Origin of the sequence: Thermomonospora cellulosilytica (assembly GCF_014138835.1) — a bacterium.
Lineage (GTDB): Bacteria > Actinomycetota > Actinomycetes > Streptosporangiales > Streptosporangiaceae > Thermomonospora > Thermomonospora amylolytica.
Genome location: NZ_JACJII010000001.1, coordinates 1 through 14,524, shown reverse-complemented (window position 1 = coordinate 14,524; position 14,524 = coordinate 1). Strand labels below are relative to the sequence as shown.

13 protein-coding genes and 1 pseudogene are annotated in these 14,524 nt (G+C 73.7%); 6 read left to right on the top strand and 8 right to left on the bottom strand.

The window, feature by feature from the left end; all coding sequences use genetic code 11:
- The first annotated feature begins 3 nt into the window (after positions 1-3).
- Both HNR21_RS00070 and HNR21_RS00065 read left to right on the top strand, forming a co-directional pair.
- The gene (locus HNR21_RS00070) at positions 4-1,098 is read left to right on the top strand and encodes an adenosine deaminase (protein WP_119728564.1); all 1,095 of its coding nucleotides are present in this window, start codon (positions 4-6) and stop codon (positions 1,096-1,098) included.
- Positions 1,095-1,703, top strand: a complete 609-nt coding sequence (locus HNR21_RS00065) for a PH domain-containing protein (protein ID WP_182703562.1) — start codon at positions 1,095-1,097, stop codon at positions 1,701-1,703. The genes HNR21_RS00070 and HNR21_RS00065 overlap by 4 nt, the downstream gene beginning before the upstream one ends.
- A 214-nt stretch (positions 1,704-1,917) precedes the next feature.
- Here HNR21_RS00065 and HNR21_RS00060 read toward each other — a convergent pair whose 3' ends face one another.
- The 3 genes from HNR21_RS00060 to HNR21_RS00050 all read right to left on the bottom strand — a co-directional run bounded on the left by HNR21_RS00060 (position 1,918) and on the right by HNR21_RS00050 (position 5,412).
- Positions 1,918-3,684: a phospho-sugar mutase gene (locus tag HNR21_RS00060; protein WP_182703561.1), complete on the bottom strand. Its 1,767-nt coding sequence runs from the start codon at positions 3,682-3,684 to the stop codon at positions 1,918-1,920.
- 22 nt (positions 3,685-3,706) lie between these two features.
- Positions 3,707-4,504: a purine-nucleoside phosphorylase gene (locus HNR21_RS00055; protein ID WP_182703560.1), complete on the bottom strand. Its 798-nt coding sequence runs from the start codon at positions 4,502-4,504 to the stop codon at positions 3,707-3,709.
- Positions 4,505-4,950: 446 nt separating this feature from the next.
- Complete coding sequence (locus HNR21_RS00050) at positions 4,951-5,412, bottom strand: gamma-glutamylcyclotransferase family protein (RefSeq protein WP_182703559.1); 462 nt, start codon at positions 5,410-5,412, stop codon at positions 4,951-4,953.
- Between the two features lie 97 nt (positions 5,413-5,509).
- Here HNR21_RS00050 and HNR21_RS00045 point away from each other — a divergent pair, with 97 nt between their 5' ends.
- Positions 5,510-6,895, top strand: coding sequence for an NAD(P)H-quinone dehydrogenase (locus tag HNR21_RS00045; protein WP_182703558.1), 1,386 nt, complete (start codon positions 5,510-5,512; stop codon positions 6,893-6,895).
- Positions 6,896-7,186: 291 nt separating this feature from the next.
- The gene (locus HNR21_RS00040; protein ID WP_119728567.1) at positions 7,187-7,465 is read left to right on the top strand and encodes a GlsB/YeaQ/YmgE family stress response membrane protein; all 279 of its coding nucleotides are present in this window, start codon (positions 7,187-7,189) and stop codon (positions 7,463-7,465) included.
- Positions 7,466-7,578: 113 nt separating this feature from the next.
- Here the strand turns inward: HNR21_RS00040 and HNR21_RS00035 are convergent, their stop codons facing one another.
- The 4 genes from HNR21_RS00035 to HNR21_RS00020 all read right to left on the bottom strand — a co-directional run bounded on the left by HNR21_RS00035 (position 7,579) and on the right by HNR21_RS00020 (position 11,369).
- Positions 7,579-7,902, bottom strand: a complete 324-nt coding sequence (locus HNR21_RS00035) for a DUF5313 family protein (protein ID WP_119728568.1) — start codon at positions 7,900-7,902, stop codon at positions 7,579-7,581.
- Between the two features lie 27 nt (positions 7,903-7,929).
- Positions 7,930-9,228, bottom strand: a complete 1,299-nt coding sequence (locus HNR21_RS00030) for a hypothetical protein (protein ID WP_182703557.1) — start codon at positions 9,226-9,228, stop codon at positions 7,930-7,932.
- A 44-nt stretch (positions 9,229-9,272) separates the two neighbouring features.
- Positions 9,273-10,355 carry a baeRF2 domain-containing protein gene (locus HNR21_RS00025; RefSeq protein WP_182703556.1) on the bottom strand — a complete coding sequence of 361 codons (1,083 nt, stop codon included), beginning with the start codon at positions 10,353-10,355 and terminating at the stop codon, positions 9,273-9,275.
- Between the two features lie 129 nt (positions 10,356-10,484).
- The gene (locus HNR21_RS00020; protein WP_182703555.1) at positions 10,485-11,369 is read right to left on the bottom strand and encodes an EamA family transporter; all 885 of its coding nucleotides are present in this window, start codon (positions 11,367-11,369) and stop codon (positions 10,485-10,487) included.
- Between the two features lie 98 nt (positions 11,370-11,467).
- Between HNR21_RS00020 and HNR21_RS00015 the strand changes: the two genes are divergently transcribed.
- A complete protein-coding gene (locus HNR21_RS00015) occupies positions 11,468-11,971 on the top strand; it encodes a MarR family winged helix-turn-helix transcriptional regulator (protein WP_182703554.1) in 504 nt (167 codons plus the stop codon).
- Between the two features lie 209 nt (positions 11,972-12,180).
- Here the strand turns inward: HNR21_RS00015 and HNR21_RS00010 are convergent, their stop codons facing one another.
- Positions 12,181-13,938: an acetyl/propionyl/methylcrotonyl-CoA carboxylase subunit alpha gene (locus tag HNR21_RS00010; RefSeq protein WP_182703553.1), complete on the bottom strand. Its 1,758-nt coding sequence runs from the start codon at positions 13,936-13,938 to the stop codon at positions 12,181-12,183.
- A 300-nt stretch (positions 13,939-14,238) separates the two neighbouring features.
- Here HNR21_RS00010 and HNR21_RS00005 point away from each other — a divergent pair.
- Positions 14,239-14,524 (top strand): annotated as a pseudogene (locus HNR21_RS00005) (hypothetical protein); the annotation flags it as partial.

Below are 14,524 nucleotides of genomic sequence, written 5' to 3'. Positions count from 1 at the left end.
GAGATGACTGGTCAACCCACGCTCGAGGCGATACGGCGGGCCCCGAAGGTGCTGTTGCACGACCACCTGGACGGGGGACTGCGGCCGGAGACGATCGTCGACCTGGCCCGCGACGCCGGATACGACGGGCTCCCCACCACGGATCCCGGCAATCTGCGCACCTGGTTCACCGAGGCGTCGGACTCGGGATCGCTGGAACGTTACCTGGAGACGTTCCAGCACACCGTCGGAGTGATGCAGTCGCAGGAGGCGCTGCGGCGGGTGGCGTACGAGTGCGCCGAGGACCTGGCCAAGGACGGCGTGGTGTACGCCGAGGTCAGGTACGCGCCCGAACTGCACACCCGGACCGGGCTGTCGCTCGACCAGGTGGTCGAGGCGGTGCTGGAGGGCTTCGCCGAGGGCGGGCGCGACCACGGCATCAGGGTCGGGACGCTGGTCACCGCCATGCGGCACCAGGCGCGCAGCATGGAGATCGCCGAGCTGGCCGTGCGGTACCGGGACGCGGGCGTGGTGGGCTTCGACATCGCCGGGGCCGAGGCCGGCTACCCGCCCACCCGGCACCTGGACGCGTTCGAGTACCTGCAGCGGGAGAACGCCCACTTCACCATCCACGCCGGGGAGGCGTTCGGGCTGCCGTCGATCTGGCAGGCCATCCAGTGGTGCGGGGCCGACCGGCTCGGCCACGGGGTGCGCATCGTCGACGACATCACCGATCGCGACTCCGCCGCACCGGTGCTCGGCCGGCTCGCCGCGTACGTGCGGGACAAGCGGATCCCGCTGGAGATGTGCCCCACCTCCAACGTGCAGACCGGCGCGGCCAAGTCCATCGCCGAGCACCCGATCGGGCTGCTGCGGCGGCTGCACTTCCGGGTCACCGTCAACACCGACAACCGGCTGATGAGCGGGGTCAGCCTCTCGGAGGAGTTCGCCAAGCTGGTGGCGGCCTTCGGGTACGGCTGGGACGACCTGCAGTGGTTCACCGTCAACGCGATGAAGTCGGCGTTCATCGGGTTCGACGAGCGGCTGGAGCTGATCAACGGCGTGATCAAGCCGGGCTTCGCCCAGCTCAAGTGGACCGGGACGCGCACCCTGACATGACCGACGGCAAGCCGCTGGTCTTCCGTTCCACGGCGGGCCGGATCGCCGCGTGGTCGTGGCTGACGTTCTCGGCGCTCATGCTGGCCGACACCGCCTGGCGCGGGGACGACCTGGCCGCCGCGGTCTCGGCCGCCGTGCTGCTGTTCGGCTGCGGCCTGGCGTACGTGCTGGGCCTGCGTCCCCGCATCACCGCCGGCGAGGACGCCGTGGAGATCCGCAACCCGCTCCGCGACATCCGCGTCCCCTGGTCCGCCGTCCGGAAGATCGAGGCCACCCACGCCCTCCAGGTCCGCTTCACCGGCCCGGAGGGCGGGGAACGCCTCGCCCGCGCCTGGACCCTGCAGACCTCCCCGCGCGCCCGCACCCGGGAGGAGCGCCGGCTCCGCAAGGAGGCCGCCGGCCTGCCCCCCGAGGTCGCCGCCAAGCTCGGCGGCCGCACCGCCCTCGGCTACGCCACCGAGCAGCTCAACGACCTCGCCAAGAGGCACCGCCGCAGGTCCGGCAAGGCCTCGGGCGTCGTCACCTGGTCCCGCCCGGCCGTGGCGGCGCTGGCCGTCCCCGGCCTCGCGCTGCTGGTCACGACCGCCCTGGCCCTCTTCGCCTGATCCCGCGTTCACCGTCCTCCGAGAACGGATGGGACGCGGGCGGGTACCTGCTGGGCGTCCGGTCCTGGCTCCGGCCGTCGCCCGGCGGATACCCGGGGCCGCGTGCGTGCCCTCCGGGAGGACGGTGGCGTGGTCGCGCCCCGTGTCGGTCCGCCGCCGGGGTGCGGCGCCCGATTCCAGATGGACGCACCGGGACCGGCTTCGGGCGTTCGGGTCAGGTGAGGGCGAGGGTCGCGGCCAGGTCGGTGCGGATGGCCTCCAGGGTGCGGGCGGCGGCGTCCCGGTCGTTGTCGCCGGGCGGGCGGACCACCTCCAGGTAGCACTTGAGCTTGGGTTCGGTGCCGGAGGGGCGGATCACGACGCGGGCGCCGGGCATGCGCAGGCGCAGGCCCTCGGTCGGGGGGAGACCGCCGGACCCGGCCGTCAGGTCGTCCACCCGGGTGACCTGGAGGCCGCCGAGGGCGGTGGGCGGGGCGGTGCGCAGGCGGGTCATGGCGCCGGCGATCAGCGCACGGTCCTCGACGCGGATCGACAGCGGCGCGGTCAGGTGCAGGCCGTACCGGCGGGCCTGGTCGTCCAGCAGGTCCAGCAGGGTGCGGCCGTCCCGCTTGGCCTCGGCGGCCAGGGCGGCGATCGCCAGGGCGGCGCCGATGCCGTCCTTGTCGCGGACCGGGACGCCGCCGTCGCCGCCGAGGCTGTAGCCCAGGGCCTCCTCGTAGCCGAAGACCTGGCGGTCGTCGGGGGCCGTCCGCGCCTTCATGATCCACTTGAAGCCGGTGAGCGACTCGGCGAAGCGGACGCCGTGCCGCTCGGCGATCCGGCCCAGCAGCGACGACGACACGATCGTGGTCACCACCAGCCGGTCGCCGCCGCGGGTGTGCCGCAGCACGTACTCGGCCAGCAGCCCGCCCACCTCGTCGCCGGTCAGCGTCCGCCACCCGTCCGGACCCGGGACGGCCACCGCGCACCGGTCGGCGTCGGGGTCGTTGGCGATGGCCAAGTCCGCGCCCGTGCGTTCGGCGAGCGCCATCACCAGGTCCATCGCGCCCGGCTCCTCGGGGTTGGGGAACGCCACGGTCGGGAAGTCCGGATCCGGCTCCGCCTGCTCCGCGACGACCGCGGGCTCGGGGAACCCCGCCCGCGCGAACGCCCGCCGCAGCACCTCAAGCCCCACCCCGTGCATGGGGGTGTACGCGATCGAGACGTCCCGGGGGGAGCCGTCCAGCGGCAGCCCGTCCAGCGCCACCAGGTAGGCCTCGACGATGTCGTCGTCCAGGACGGTCCAGTCCCCGGGCTTGCCGAGCGGCAGCTCGTCCACCCGGCCCACCGCGTCGATCGCCGCCGCGATCTCGGCGTCCAGCGGGGTCAGGATCTGCGCCCCGTCCCCCCAGTACACCTTGTAGCCGTTGTCCCGGGGCGGGTTGTGGCTGGCGGTCACCATCACCCCGGCGTCGGCCCCCAGATGCCGGACGGCGAACGCCAGCACCGGCGTGGGCAGCGGCCGGGGCATCACCCAGGCCCGCAGCCCCGCCCCGGTCACGACGGCCGCCGTGTCCAGCGCGAACTGCCGAGACCCGTGCCGGGCGTCGTACCCGATCACCACCCCGGGCCGCCCGGTCCCCCCGGCCATACCGGCGGGTCCGCCCGGCACGTCCGTCGCCCGTCCGGCGGGCGTGCCGTCCTGCGCGTTCGCGTCCGTCGCCTGGTCGGGGGATGTGCCGTCCTGCGCGTTCGGGTCGCCGGCCAGGAGGCGGGCGGCGAGGCCGGCGGCGGCCCGCATGACGGTGACGCGGTTCATGCGGTTGGGGCCCGCGCCGAGTTCGCCGCGCAGTCCGGCGGTGCCGAACTCCAGCCTGGACGCGAAGCGGTCGGCCAGGGCGGCGTCGTCACCGGCGTCCAGGAGCGCCTGGAGCTCGGCGCGGGTGTCGGGATCGGGATCCTGGGCCAGCCACTCGGCGGCGGCCCGGCGGAGGTCGCTCATCGGTCGGGTCATCGCGCGGCGGTCAGAGCTTGGGCAGGAGGGTGGCCAGCAGGGAGCCCATGCGGGCGGCGGAGGCGCGGCCCGCCTCCAGGACCTCCTCGTGGTCCAGGGGGCGGTCGGTCAGGCCCGCGGCGATGTTGGTGACCAGGGAGATCCCCAGCACCTCGGCGCCGCCCTGACGCGCGGCGATCGTCTCCAGGGCGGTCGACATGCCCACCAGGTCCGCGCCCAGCGTCTGCAGCATCCGCACCTCGGCGGGGGTCTCGTACGTCGGCCCGCGCAGCGCCGCGTACACGCCCTCGGTCAGGGCGGGGTCGATCTCGCGGGCGAGGGTGCGCAGCCGCCTGCTGTACGCCTCGGTCAGGTCGAGGAACTCCGCGCCGGTCATCGGGTTGGCGCCGGTCAGGTTGAGGTGGTCGGAGATGAGCACCGGATCGCCGACCCGCTGGCTCTCCGGGCGCAGGCCCCCGGCGGCGTTCGTGAGCACCACCGTGCGGACCCCGGCGGCCAGCGCGGTGCGCACCCCGTGCACCACCGGCTCCACCCCGCGGCCCTCGTACAGGTGGGTGCGGCCCAGGAACACCAGCGCCCGCCGTCCCCCCACCTCCACGGCGCGGATGCGGCCCGCGTGGCCCTCCACGGCGGGCGGGGCGAACCCGGGCAGCTCGGTCACCGGCAGCTCGGCGGCCGGGTCGCCGAGCGCGTCGGCCGCGGGCACCCAGCCCGAGCCCATCACCAGCGCGACGTCGAACGCGTCGAAGGTACGGGACCGCAGCTCGTCGGCGGCGGCCTTGGCCAGGTCAAAAGCGTCGTTGCTCACCCGTCAGACATTACAGCCGGGTCGGACGACCGCAGCGAGGCGAGGATCGTCCGACCCGCTTCTCGGGGGTCTGGGGGTCGTCCCCCAGATGGGACACGTCGGGCGACCGCGGCGAGGCGAGGATCGTCCGACCCGCTTTCCGGGGGTCTGGGGGTCGTCCCCCAGATGGGACACGTCGGGCGACCGCGGCGAGGCGAGGATCGTCCGACCCGCTTTCCGGGGGTCTGGGGGTCGTCCCCCAGATGGGACACGTCGGACGACCGCGGCGAGGCGAGGATCGTCCGACCCGCTTCTCGGGGGTCTGGGGGTCGTCCCCCAGATGGGACACGTCGGACGACCGCGGCGAGGCGAGGATCGTCCGACCCGCTTCTCGGGGGTCTGGGGGTCGTCCCCCAGATGGGACACGTCGGGCGACCGCGGCGAGGCGAGGATCGTCCCTGGGCGGGTCAGACGGGGGGCTCTCCGAGGGACTTGCAGGGGCGGTTGCGCAGTTCCTTGACGTAGTCGTCGGGCGCTCCGGCGGCCTCCGCGGCGTCGGCGAGGATGCCCAGGTAGTTGGCCGACGGCAGGCCGCCCTCGTAGTCGTCCAGCACGTACGTCCAGGCCAGCACGTCACCGTCGAGGGTCTGCACCCGGACCCGGATCTTGCGGTAGACGCCGAGGGCCGCGCCCTCCCAGGCGTCGAGTTCCTTCTCGTCCCACTCCGGCACGTCGTACAGCACGACGAAGACCTGCTCGCGGGAGTCCTCGACGACGGTGGCCAGCGCCCCGTCCCAGCCGACGTCCTGCCCGCCGAACGTGAGCCGCCAGCCCTGCAGCCAGCCGGTGCCGTGCAGGGGGGAGTGGGGTGCGCGCCGAGCCATCTGCTCGGGGTCCATGTTGGAGGCGTACGCCGCGTACAGAGCCACGGTCGCCAAGCGTACGGGCTCCGGTCCCGACCGTGGCGGACGCCTGCCGTATCGGGGCCGGACCGTTCACTGGTGTTGATGCGAAACAATGGAAGACGTGACCCGCATCGTGATCATCGGAGGAGGCCCCGGCGGCTACGAGGCCGCCCTCGTCGCCGCGCAGCTCGGTGCCGACGTGACCGTCGTGGAACGGGACGGTCTCGGCGGGGCGTGCGTGCTCACCGACTGCGTGCCGTCCAAGACCCTCATCGCCACCTCGACCCGGATGGCGGTGATGAGCGAGTCGGCGTCGCTGGGCCTGCAGTTCAGCGGCGGCCCGGACGGCATCGTCGGTGGCCTGGAGGTGGACCTCGGGCTGGTCAACAAGCGGGTCAAGGACCTGGCCCGGGCGCAGTCGTTCGACGTGGCCGAGCGGCTGGCCTACGAGGACGTGCGGATCGTGCGCGGCGAGGCGCGGCTGACCGACCCGCACACCGTCACCGTGAACGGCACCGACATCCCGGCCGACGTGGTGCTGATCGCCACCGGCGCGACCCCGCGGGTGCTGCCGGGCTCGGAGCCGGACGGCGAGCGGATCCTGTCCTGGCGGCACCTGTACGACCTGCCCGAGCTGCCCGAGGAGCTGATCGTGGTCGGCTCCGGCGTCACCGGCGCGGAGCTGGCCGGGGCGTACACCTCGCTGGGCTCGAAGGTCACGCTGGTCTCCTCGCGGGACCGGATCCTGCCCACCGAGGACGCCGACGCGGCCAGCGTGCTGCAGGAGGTGTTCCTGCGCCGCGGCATGAAGGTGCTGTCGCGGTCGCGGGCGGCGGCCGTGCAGCGCACCGGGGACTCGGTGGTGGTCACCCTGGAGGACGGCCGCAAGGTCGAGGGCTCGCACTGCCTGATGACGGTCGGGATGGAGCCCAACACCCGCGGCATCGGCCTGGAGAAGGCCGGGGTCAAGCTCAACCGGCGCGGGTTCGTCGAGGTCGACAAGGTCTCGCGCACCTCGGTCGGCAACATCTACGCCGCCGGCGACTGCACCGGCGTGATGATGCTGGCCTCGGTGGCCGCCATGCAGGGCCGGATCGCCATGTGGCACGCCCTGGGCGAGGCCGTGCAGCCGCTCAAGCTGGGCTGGGTGGCCGCCAACATCTTCACCGACCCCGAGGTCGCCACCGTCGGCGTCTCGCAGAAGATGATCGACGCCGGCGAGGTGAACGCCCGGTCGGTGATGCTGCCGCTGTTCAGCAACCCGCGGGCCAAGATGCAGGGCTTCGAGGACGGCTTCGTCAAGCTGTTCTGCCGCCCCTCCACCGGGATCGTCCTCGGCGGCGTGATCGTCGCCCCCCGGGCCAGCGAGCTGATCCTGGGCCTGTCCATCGCCGTCCAGCAGCACCTGACGGTCGACCAGGTCGCCCACACCTTCGCCGTCTACCCGTCGCTGTCGGGCAGCATCACCGAGGCGTCCCGCCGTCTGATGCAGGAGTCGGCGTACTGATCCGGTTGGCGGGTGGGGTGGACCAGGTCGCCGCGGGTCGCTTCGCCGTCTACCCGTCGCTGTCCGGCAGCATCACCGAGGCGTCCCGCCGTCTGATGCAGGAGTCGGCGTACTGATCGGGGGTTCCGCGGCCGATTTCGGCGCCGCGGAAACCGCCCCGGCGAGCCCGCTGAGCTGGGCGGGAACGGCTTTCCGGGGGCCGGTGGCGGTGGCCTGACGCCTCGCGATGTGAGAAACGTCGCCAAACGGGCACACGTGGCGCGAAGGCATCCTCAATGGGAGGTCAAGCCAGTGACCGTTACAGGAATCATCACCGCCATCGTCATCGGCGCGATCATCGGTGCGCTGGGCCGGCTGGTGCTGCCGGGCAAGCAGCCCATCGGCCTGCTGCTGACCATCGGCGTCGGCATCGTCGCCGCCCTGCTCGGCACCGCTCTGGCCCAGTCCGTCGGCGTGGCCACCACGGACGGCATCGACTGGATCGAGCTGGTCTTCCAGATCGGTCTGGCCGCCATCGGTGTGGCCCTGGTCGCCGGGTTCCGGCGCCGCGGTACGCGTACACACCACTGAGCCCTCGCCCCGCTGAGCCGGTGGGGCGAGAAAGGACGGAAACGAACGGCGGGAAAAGGGGACCCCGGCAGCGGGGTCCCCTTTTCGCGTTCCCTTTTCCGGGCGCCCGCCGGTCAGCGGGAGTGGCCGACGGGCGGCAGGCCGTGCTGGCGCAGGCGGGCGTCGCGGAGCTCGTCGGCGCTGATCGCCACGGTCAGCGTGCTGGTCAGGAAGGCCAGCAGGGGAACGGCGACGTGCAGCCACCAGGGGCCGGGCAGCAGCGCCAGGAGCAGGCAGATCGGGATCATCAACGCCAGGTGGCGGGCCATGACGCGGCCCCGCCACCCGGCGTCGGTCAGGTCGTGGCGCACCCAGTCGCGGTTGGCCGGCGGCAGCCGGAAGCCCAGCGTGTACCGGACCCGCTGCCAGACGGTGGGATCCCCGGGCAGGCGGGTCACCGGCCGCGCCCCCGCCGGAGGAACCGGTCAGAAGTCGCCGCCGCCGAAGTCGCCGCCACCGCCGAAGTCGCCACTGCCGAAGTCCCAGCCTCCGCCGACGTCACCGGTGTCGCCGCCGAGACCGCCGCCCTCGCCCGGGTAGCCTCCGCCGAAGCCCCAGCCGCCGTACGGGGCCGTGAACATCGAGCCCAGGGCCGTCCCGATCAACAGGCCGCTCAGCAGGTCGACACCGCCGAACCCCCGGTAGTAACCCCCGGCGTACGGCGCGTAGGCCGGACCGGCCTCCCAGTACGGGCGCCGGACTCCGCCCACCGGCACCAGCCGGGCGTCCGGGTCGGCCCCATTCTCCACGGCGGTCGCGTCGGCCTCGCAGGCGGGCACGTCCCTCGGCGCGCCGCCCGGCGGAGCCCACATCACGTCCCGCACGGACGGCCCGTGCTGCGGGTTGAAGAAGCACGGCGGGCGGCGTTCGGGAACGGGCTCGCCGGCCAGCCGGGCGCGGACCGCCGTCATGTGGTAGCGGCCGTCCTCCAGCGCGGAGGTGACGTTGCGCATGTCCTCCGGCCGCCGTGCCGCCTCCACCGCCGCCTTGGCCTCGTCGTAGGAGTTCAGCGCGTGCTCGTACTCCTCGCGGGCCGCCGGGTCGAGCCGGGGGTCGGTCACGTTCAGGTCGAGGGCCATGATGTCCTCGCCGAGCCGGGTGATGTCCTCCTGGACGCCCTGCTTCAGCTCCGCCATCTGCCGCTCGGCGCGGCGGCGGCGCCGGTTGTTGGACACCAGCCCGATCGTGACCAGCGACCCGGCCACCAGGACCAGCAGCCCGAGCAGCACGAACGTGGTGATCGCGCCGGACCGGGCGTCGCCGGCGGCCTCCCGCTCGGCCAGGGTGGAGAACTCCACCAGCCGGTCGGTGATGTCGCCGCCGCTGGTCTGCGAGATCAGCCGGTTGACCTCCTGGCCGGACAGGGTGTCGGAGATGCCCAGCATCCGGTTGTCGGCGGTGACGGCCAGGTAGGTGTCGCCGCCGCCGACGCGTTCCTGCACCGCGTCCAGCATCCGGACCAGCGACTGCTGGGTGACGTCCGGCTTGGTGACCACGACCCGGATGTCGGCCCGGTCGGCGGAGTCCAGCGCCTGCCGCACCCGGGCCTGGTCGGCCGGGTTCAGCGCGCCGCGCGCCTCGGTGGTCACGTACAGCCGGGACTGGCGCAGCCCGTCGGCGATCTGGCTGACGGTGTCGGCGCGGACGGGCGTCGCCAGGATGGTGAAAAGGAGCAGCCCGGCCGCCGCCAGGATGGCGGCCGGCCGGGCGATGATGGTGCTCATTGTCCTTCGCCTTCTGCCTCGGTTCGCCTCGGTGGGCTCCCGGGTCAGGGTTGGGTGTAGCGCAGCACCGCGCCCAGTCCGCCGGGCGCGTCCAGTTCCTGCGGGAACAGGATCTCGGCGTCGGTGGCCGCCGCCGCGCGGGCCAGCACCGATCCGGCCGGCCCGCGGTGCGGGTCGGGGACGCCCAGCTCCTGCAGGGTCTTCTCGCCGGTGGCCAGTTCGTGCGCCTGCGGGCCGAACCACAGCTCGCCGCTCACCTGGCCGCCGGCCACCAGCAGGGTGTCCACCTGGCCGTTGCGCAGCGCCTCCGTGACGGCCTCCAGCCCGGCGACCGCGTCGCCGCGCCCGTGCCCCTCGCGGAACCGCGCCATCACCTCGGCCAGGTGCCGGTCCTGCACGTCGCGCAGGATCCGTGCGACCTCCTTCTCCAGCGGTTCCTCGTCGGCCCCGGCGTTGCGGGCGCCGCGTTCGGTGATCACCGCCCGGCCGGCCCACGGCTCCCCGAGGTCGCCGGTGATCAGCTCGCGGGCGCGCACGTCGCCGGCCACGATGATCACCGCGGCGTCCACCGCCTCGGCCTCCCGGGCGACCGCCGCGGCCACCTCCCGGGCGTTGGCCTCCCAGGTCTCCTCGGCGTTGCGCTGGAAGTGCGACTCCGACCAGCCGCCCGCCCGGACCTTGCGGATCGGCCAGTCGACCCCGTCCACGGTGGTGACCTGCCGCTTGTCGCCGACGCTGATGATCTCCGCGCCCATGCGGTCGGCCTTGACGCACACGTGCGGGATCGGCTCGGGCCGGACGGCCAGCAGCGGCATGACGTACGGCAGCTCGCTCATCTCGACCGTCACCTGCGCCGGGGGCTCGGGCAGCACCTCGTGGTGGACCACCTGCCCGCCGGTCGCGAACAGCGCGCGGCCCGGGGCGGCGTTGTCCCGGTCGGTGACGATCTCCTCCAGCGCGTCGAGGGTCGCGTCGTCGACGCCGAGCCGGCCCAGCTCGATCCGCGCGTGCCGCCAGCGCAGGGCGAGCGCCTTGGCGGCGTCCGCGGTGTGCCGCTCGGTGGCCAGGTAGACCGAGGCGAACGGACCGGGTCGCTCGTACAGGGGACGTAGATAGGCCAGTTTCACGAGATCCCTCCTTTGCGTCCGCCCGTACCCAGCAGGCGGGATCCATGCCTGACCCGGCGCAAAACCCGTGGCCCGGTGGCCGGTCCGGTGGCGCCGGGGCCGTTCCGCCTCGTCGGGGAGGGCCACGGCTCAGCGCTGGGCGGCGGCGATGGCGGTGAGGGCGAGGGCGAAGCCGAGGGCCTGCGGGAGGGTGAGGGACTGGCCGAGGACGAGCCAGCCGAGGACGGTGGCGACGGCGGGGGACAGCAGCGGCAGGAACGAGGCGGAGGAGACCGGCAGCCGTTCCAGGCCGCGGAACCACAGCGCGTACGCCAGCAGTGTGCCGACGACGGCGAGCCAGGCGTACCCGGCGACGGCGCGGCCGTCCAGCGCCGGCGGGGCGCCCTCGACCAGCAGCGCGATCGGGGCGAGCAGCAGGCCGCCCGCGGCGAGCTGCCAGCCGGTGAACGTCATCAGCCCGACCCCGTCCGGGCGTCCCCACCGTTTGCCGAGCACGATCCCGGCGGCCATGACGGCGGTCCCGGCGAACGCGGCGACGATCCCGGCCAGGTCGAACGCGGCGTTCCCGCGCAGCACCATCAGCGCGACCCCGGCCGCCCCGGCCAGCCCCCAGCCCAGCCGCCGGGCCGTGGGCCGTTCGCCGAGCAGGGCGAACGCGAGCCCGGCCACCAGCAGCGGCTGCACCGCGCTCACGGTCGCGGCGACGCCGCCGGGCAGCCGGTAGGCGGCGACGAACAGCAGGGCGAAGAACGCGCCGATGTTGAGCGTGCCGAGCGCCGCCGCCCGCCACCACCAGGCCCCGCGCGGAAGCGTCCGGGTGATCGCCAGGACCGCCAGCCCGGCGGGGAGCGCGCGCAGCGTCCCGGCCAGCAGCGGCCGGTCCTCCGGCAGGAACTCGGTGGTGACCAGGTACGTCGTGCCCCACACCGCCGGGGTCAGCGCGGTGACGGCGGTGACGCCCCAGGTTCGCGCGGGGACGGGCGGCGCGGGCGGAGCGGCTGTCGAGGTGGCCATGGCCGACACACTCCTTAACATTGAAATGTTCAACGTTGAGGAGAGTAGGCGCACTGATACCTTGTGGTCAAACATTTCAACGTTGAGGAGTGTGCGGAGTGCGGGACGGCGTCGACCGGATCCTCGACCAGTGGCGGGCCGAGCGCCCCGACATCGACCCGAGCCCCATGGGGATCGTCGGCCGCGTCGCCCGCGTCCACCGCCTGCTGGACCGTGCGCTCGGCGACAACTTCGCCGCCCACGGCCTGCAGCGCGGCGAGTTCGACATCCTCGCCACCCTGCGCCGCTCCGGCCCGCCCTACCGCCTCACCGCCGGCGCCCTGACCGCGTCCGCCATGGTCACCAGCGGCGCCATCACCAACCGCATCGACCGCCTGGCCGCCAAGGGCCTGGTCACCCGCGAGACCGACCCCGCCAACCGCCGCAGCGTCCTGATCACCCTCACCGACGAGGGCCGCCGCCTGGTCGACCGGGTCCTCCTCACCCACGTGGACCTGGAGTCCCGCCTGCTGTCCGGCCTCACCCCCCAGGACCGCGAGACCCTGGCCGCCGTCCTCCGCAAACTCCTGGTGACCCTGGGCGACACCGACCCCACATCCTGACGGCCCCGGCGCTCACCGGTTCACAGCGGCGCGTCGCGGACGACGAGCATGGCCGCCGCGACCCGCACATGCCGGGGCCGATCGGCGAACCGGACCCGGGACAGCGCCATGGCGTACGTCCCCGGCGGTGAACGGCGGCCGACTGGTGCGGCCGGAAACGCGTTCGCCCCGGCCGCGCAGGCCGGGGCGAACGTTCGAAAGAGCGCGGGTCAGTCCTTGATCTCGCAGATCACGGCGCCGCTGCTGACGGTGGCGCCGACCTCGGCGGACAGGCCGGTGACGGTGCCGGACTTGTGGGCGGTGAGGGGCTGCTCCATCTTCATGGCCTCCAGGACCACGATGGTGTCGCCGGCCTCGACGGTGGCGCCCTCCTCGACGACGATCTTGACGATCGTGCCCTGCATGGGGCTGATCAGGGAGTCGCCGCCCGCCGAGCCGCCGCCGGCCTTCTTGCCGCCGCGACGGCGGGCCGGGGCCGACTTGCCGGACGCGGCGGCCGAGGCGCCCAGCGCCCCCAGGCCGGCGGGCAGGACGACCTCCAGGCGCTTGCCGCCCACCTCGACGGTGACGCGCTCGCGTTCGCCGGCCTCGGCCTCCTCGGCGGGGGCGGCGGTGTACGGCTCGATGGTGTTGTCGAACTCGGTCTCGATCCACCGGGTGTGGACGGAGAACGGCTCGGAGACGAACGCCGGGTCCTCCAGCACCACGCGGTGGAACGGCAGCACCGTCGGCATCCCGTCGACCTGCATCTCCGCCAGCGCCCGCCGGGAACGCTCGATGGCCTGCCGCCGGGTGGCGCCGGTGACGATCAGCTTGGCGATCAGGGAGTCGTACTCCTGCGGGACGGTCGCCCCCTCCTCGTAACCGGAGTCCAGGCGGACGCCCGGCCCGGACGGAGGACGCCAGGTGGACAGGGTCCCCACGGCGGGCAGGAAGTTGCGGCCCGCGTCCTCGGCGTTGATGCGGAACTCGATGGAGTGGCCGCGGATCTCCGGGTCGTCGTAGCCCAGCTCCTCGCCGGCGGCGATGCGGAACATCTCGCGCACCAGGTCGATGCCGGTGACCTCCTCGGTGACCGGGTGCTCCACCTGCAGCCGGGTGTTGACCTCCAGGAACGAGATCGTCCCGTCCTGGCCGACCAGGAACTCGCAGGTCCCCGCGCCGACGTAGCCGGCCTCCTTGAGGATCGCCTTCGACGAGGAGTACAGCAGGCGGATCTGCTCGGCGGTCAGGAACGGGGCCGGGGCCTCCTCGACCAGCTTCTGGTGGCGGCGCTGCAGCGAGCAGTCACGGGTGGACACCACGACCACGTTGCCGTGCTTGTCGGCCAGGCACTGCGTCTCCACGTGCCGGGGCCGGTCCAGGTAGCGCTCCACGAAGCACTCGCCGCGGCCGAACGCCCCGACCGCCTCGCGGACCGCCGACTCGTACAGCTCGGGGATCTCCTCCAGCGTGCGGGCCACCTTCAGGCCGCGCCCGCCGCCGCCGTACGCCGCCTTGATCGCGATCGGCAGGCCGTGCTCGCGGGCGAACTCCACCACCTCGTCCGCGCCCGACACCGGGTCCTTGGTCCCGGCGACCAGCGGCGCGCCGACCTTCTGGGCGATGTGCCGGGCCTGCACCTTGTCGCCCAGCGCGGTGATCGCGGCGGGCGGCGGACCGATCCAGGTCAGCCCGGCGTTCTCCACGGCGGCCGCGAAGTCGGCGTTCTCGGCCAGGAACCCGTAGCCGGGATGCACCGCGTCCGCGCCCGACTCGGCCGCGATCTTGAGGATCTTCTCGATGTCGAGGTAGCTCTCGGCCGCCGTGCGGCCGCCCAGCGCATACGCCTCGTCCGCGACCCGCACGTGCAGCGCGTCCAGATCCGGCTCGGCGTATATCGCCACGCTTGCCAGTCCCGCGTCCCGGCAGGCACGGGCGATACGTACGGCGATCTCGCCGCGGTTGGCGATCAGGACCTTGCGCACCTACGTCTCCTCCCGAGGTGCCGCCCTGGCACGGATCCGCGCTGACCAGCGTGTCCGCGCCGCACCGGCGACTTGAGCGAACCTGCTGGGCAGTCTAGATAACCGGCTCGGAACGGCTTTCGTAAGCCCCCGCTTTCCCGGGCTTTCCGCAGTTCGGCCCGGGACCCGGCGGTCCGCGGGGCGAGCCCGGTGTGGCGTGGGCGAATCCTGACATCGGAGGGTACGACGTGTATCTTCCCGTCTTGACCGACAGCCGACCGTTCGTCGTCGCGCCCGCCGGTGCGCTCGTGGGAGAGGTCGATGGTTCGCCACCGAGGCCGCCGCGCCGCCCTTGCCGCCGCTCTGCTGGCCGGCTGCGTCGCCGTTCCCTCCTCGGCGGTCCGCCAGGACGGGCCGCCCCGGGTGGACCGGGAGACCGAACGGCAGCTCACCGCGGCCGCCCGCACCATGCTGGAACACCGCACCGATGCCCTGGTGCAGCGGGTGCGGACCCGTGCGCTGCCCGCCGAGGTCCTCGGGGTGCGGATCTCGCCCCAGGTCGCCCGCGCGCAGCAGGAGGCGCTGCGCAGGCTGGAGACCCGCAAGG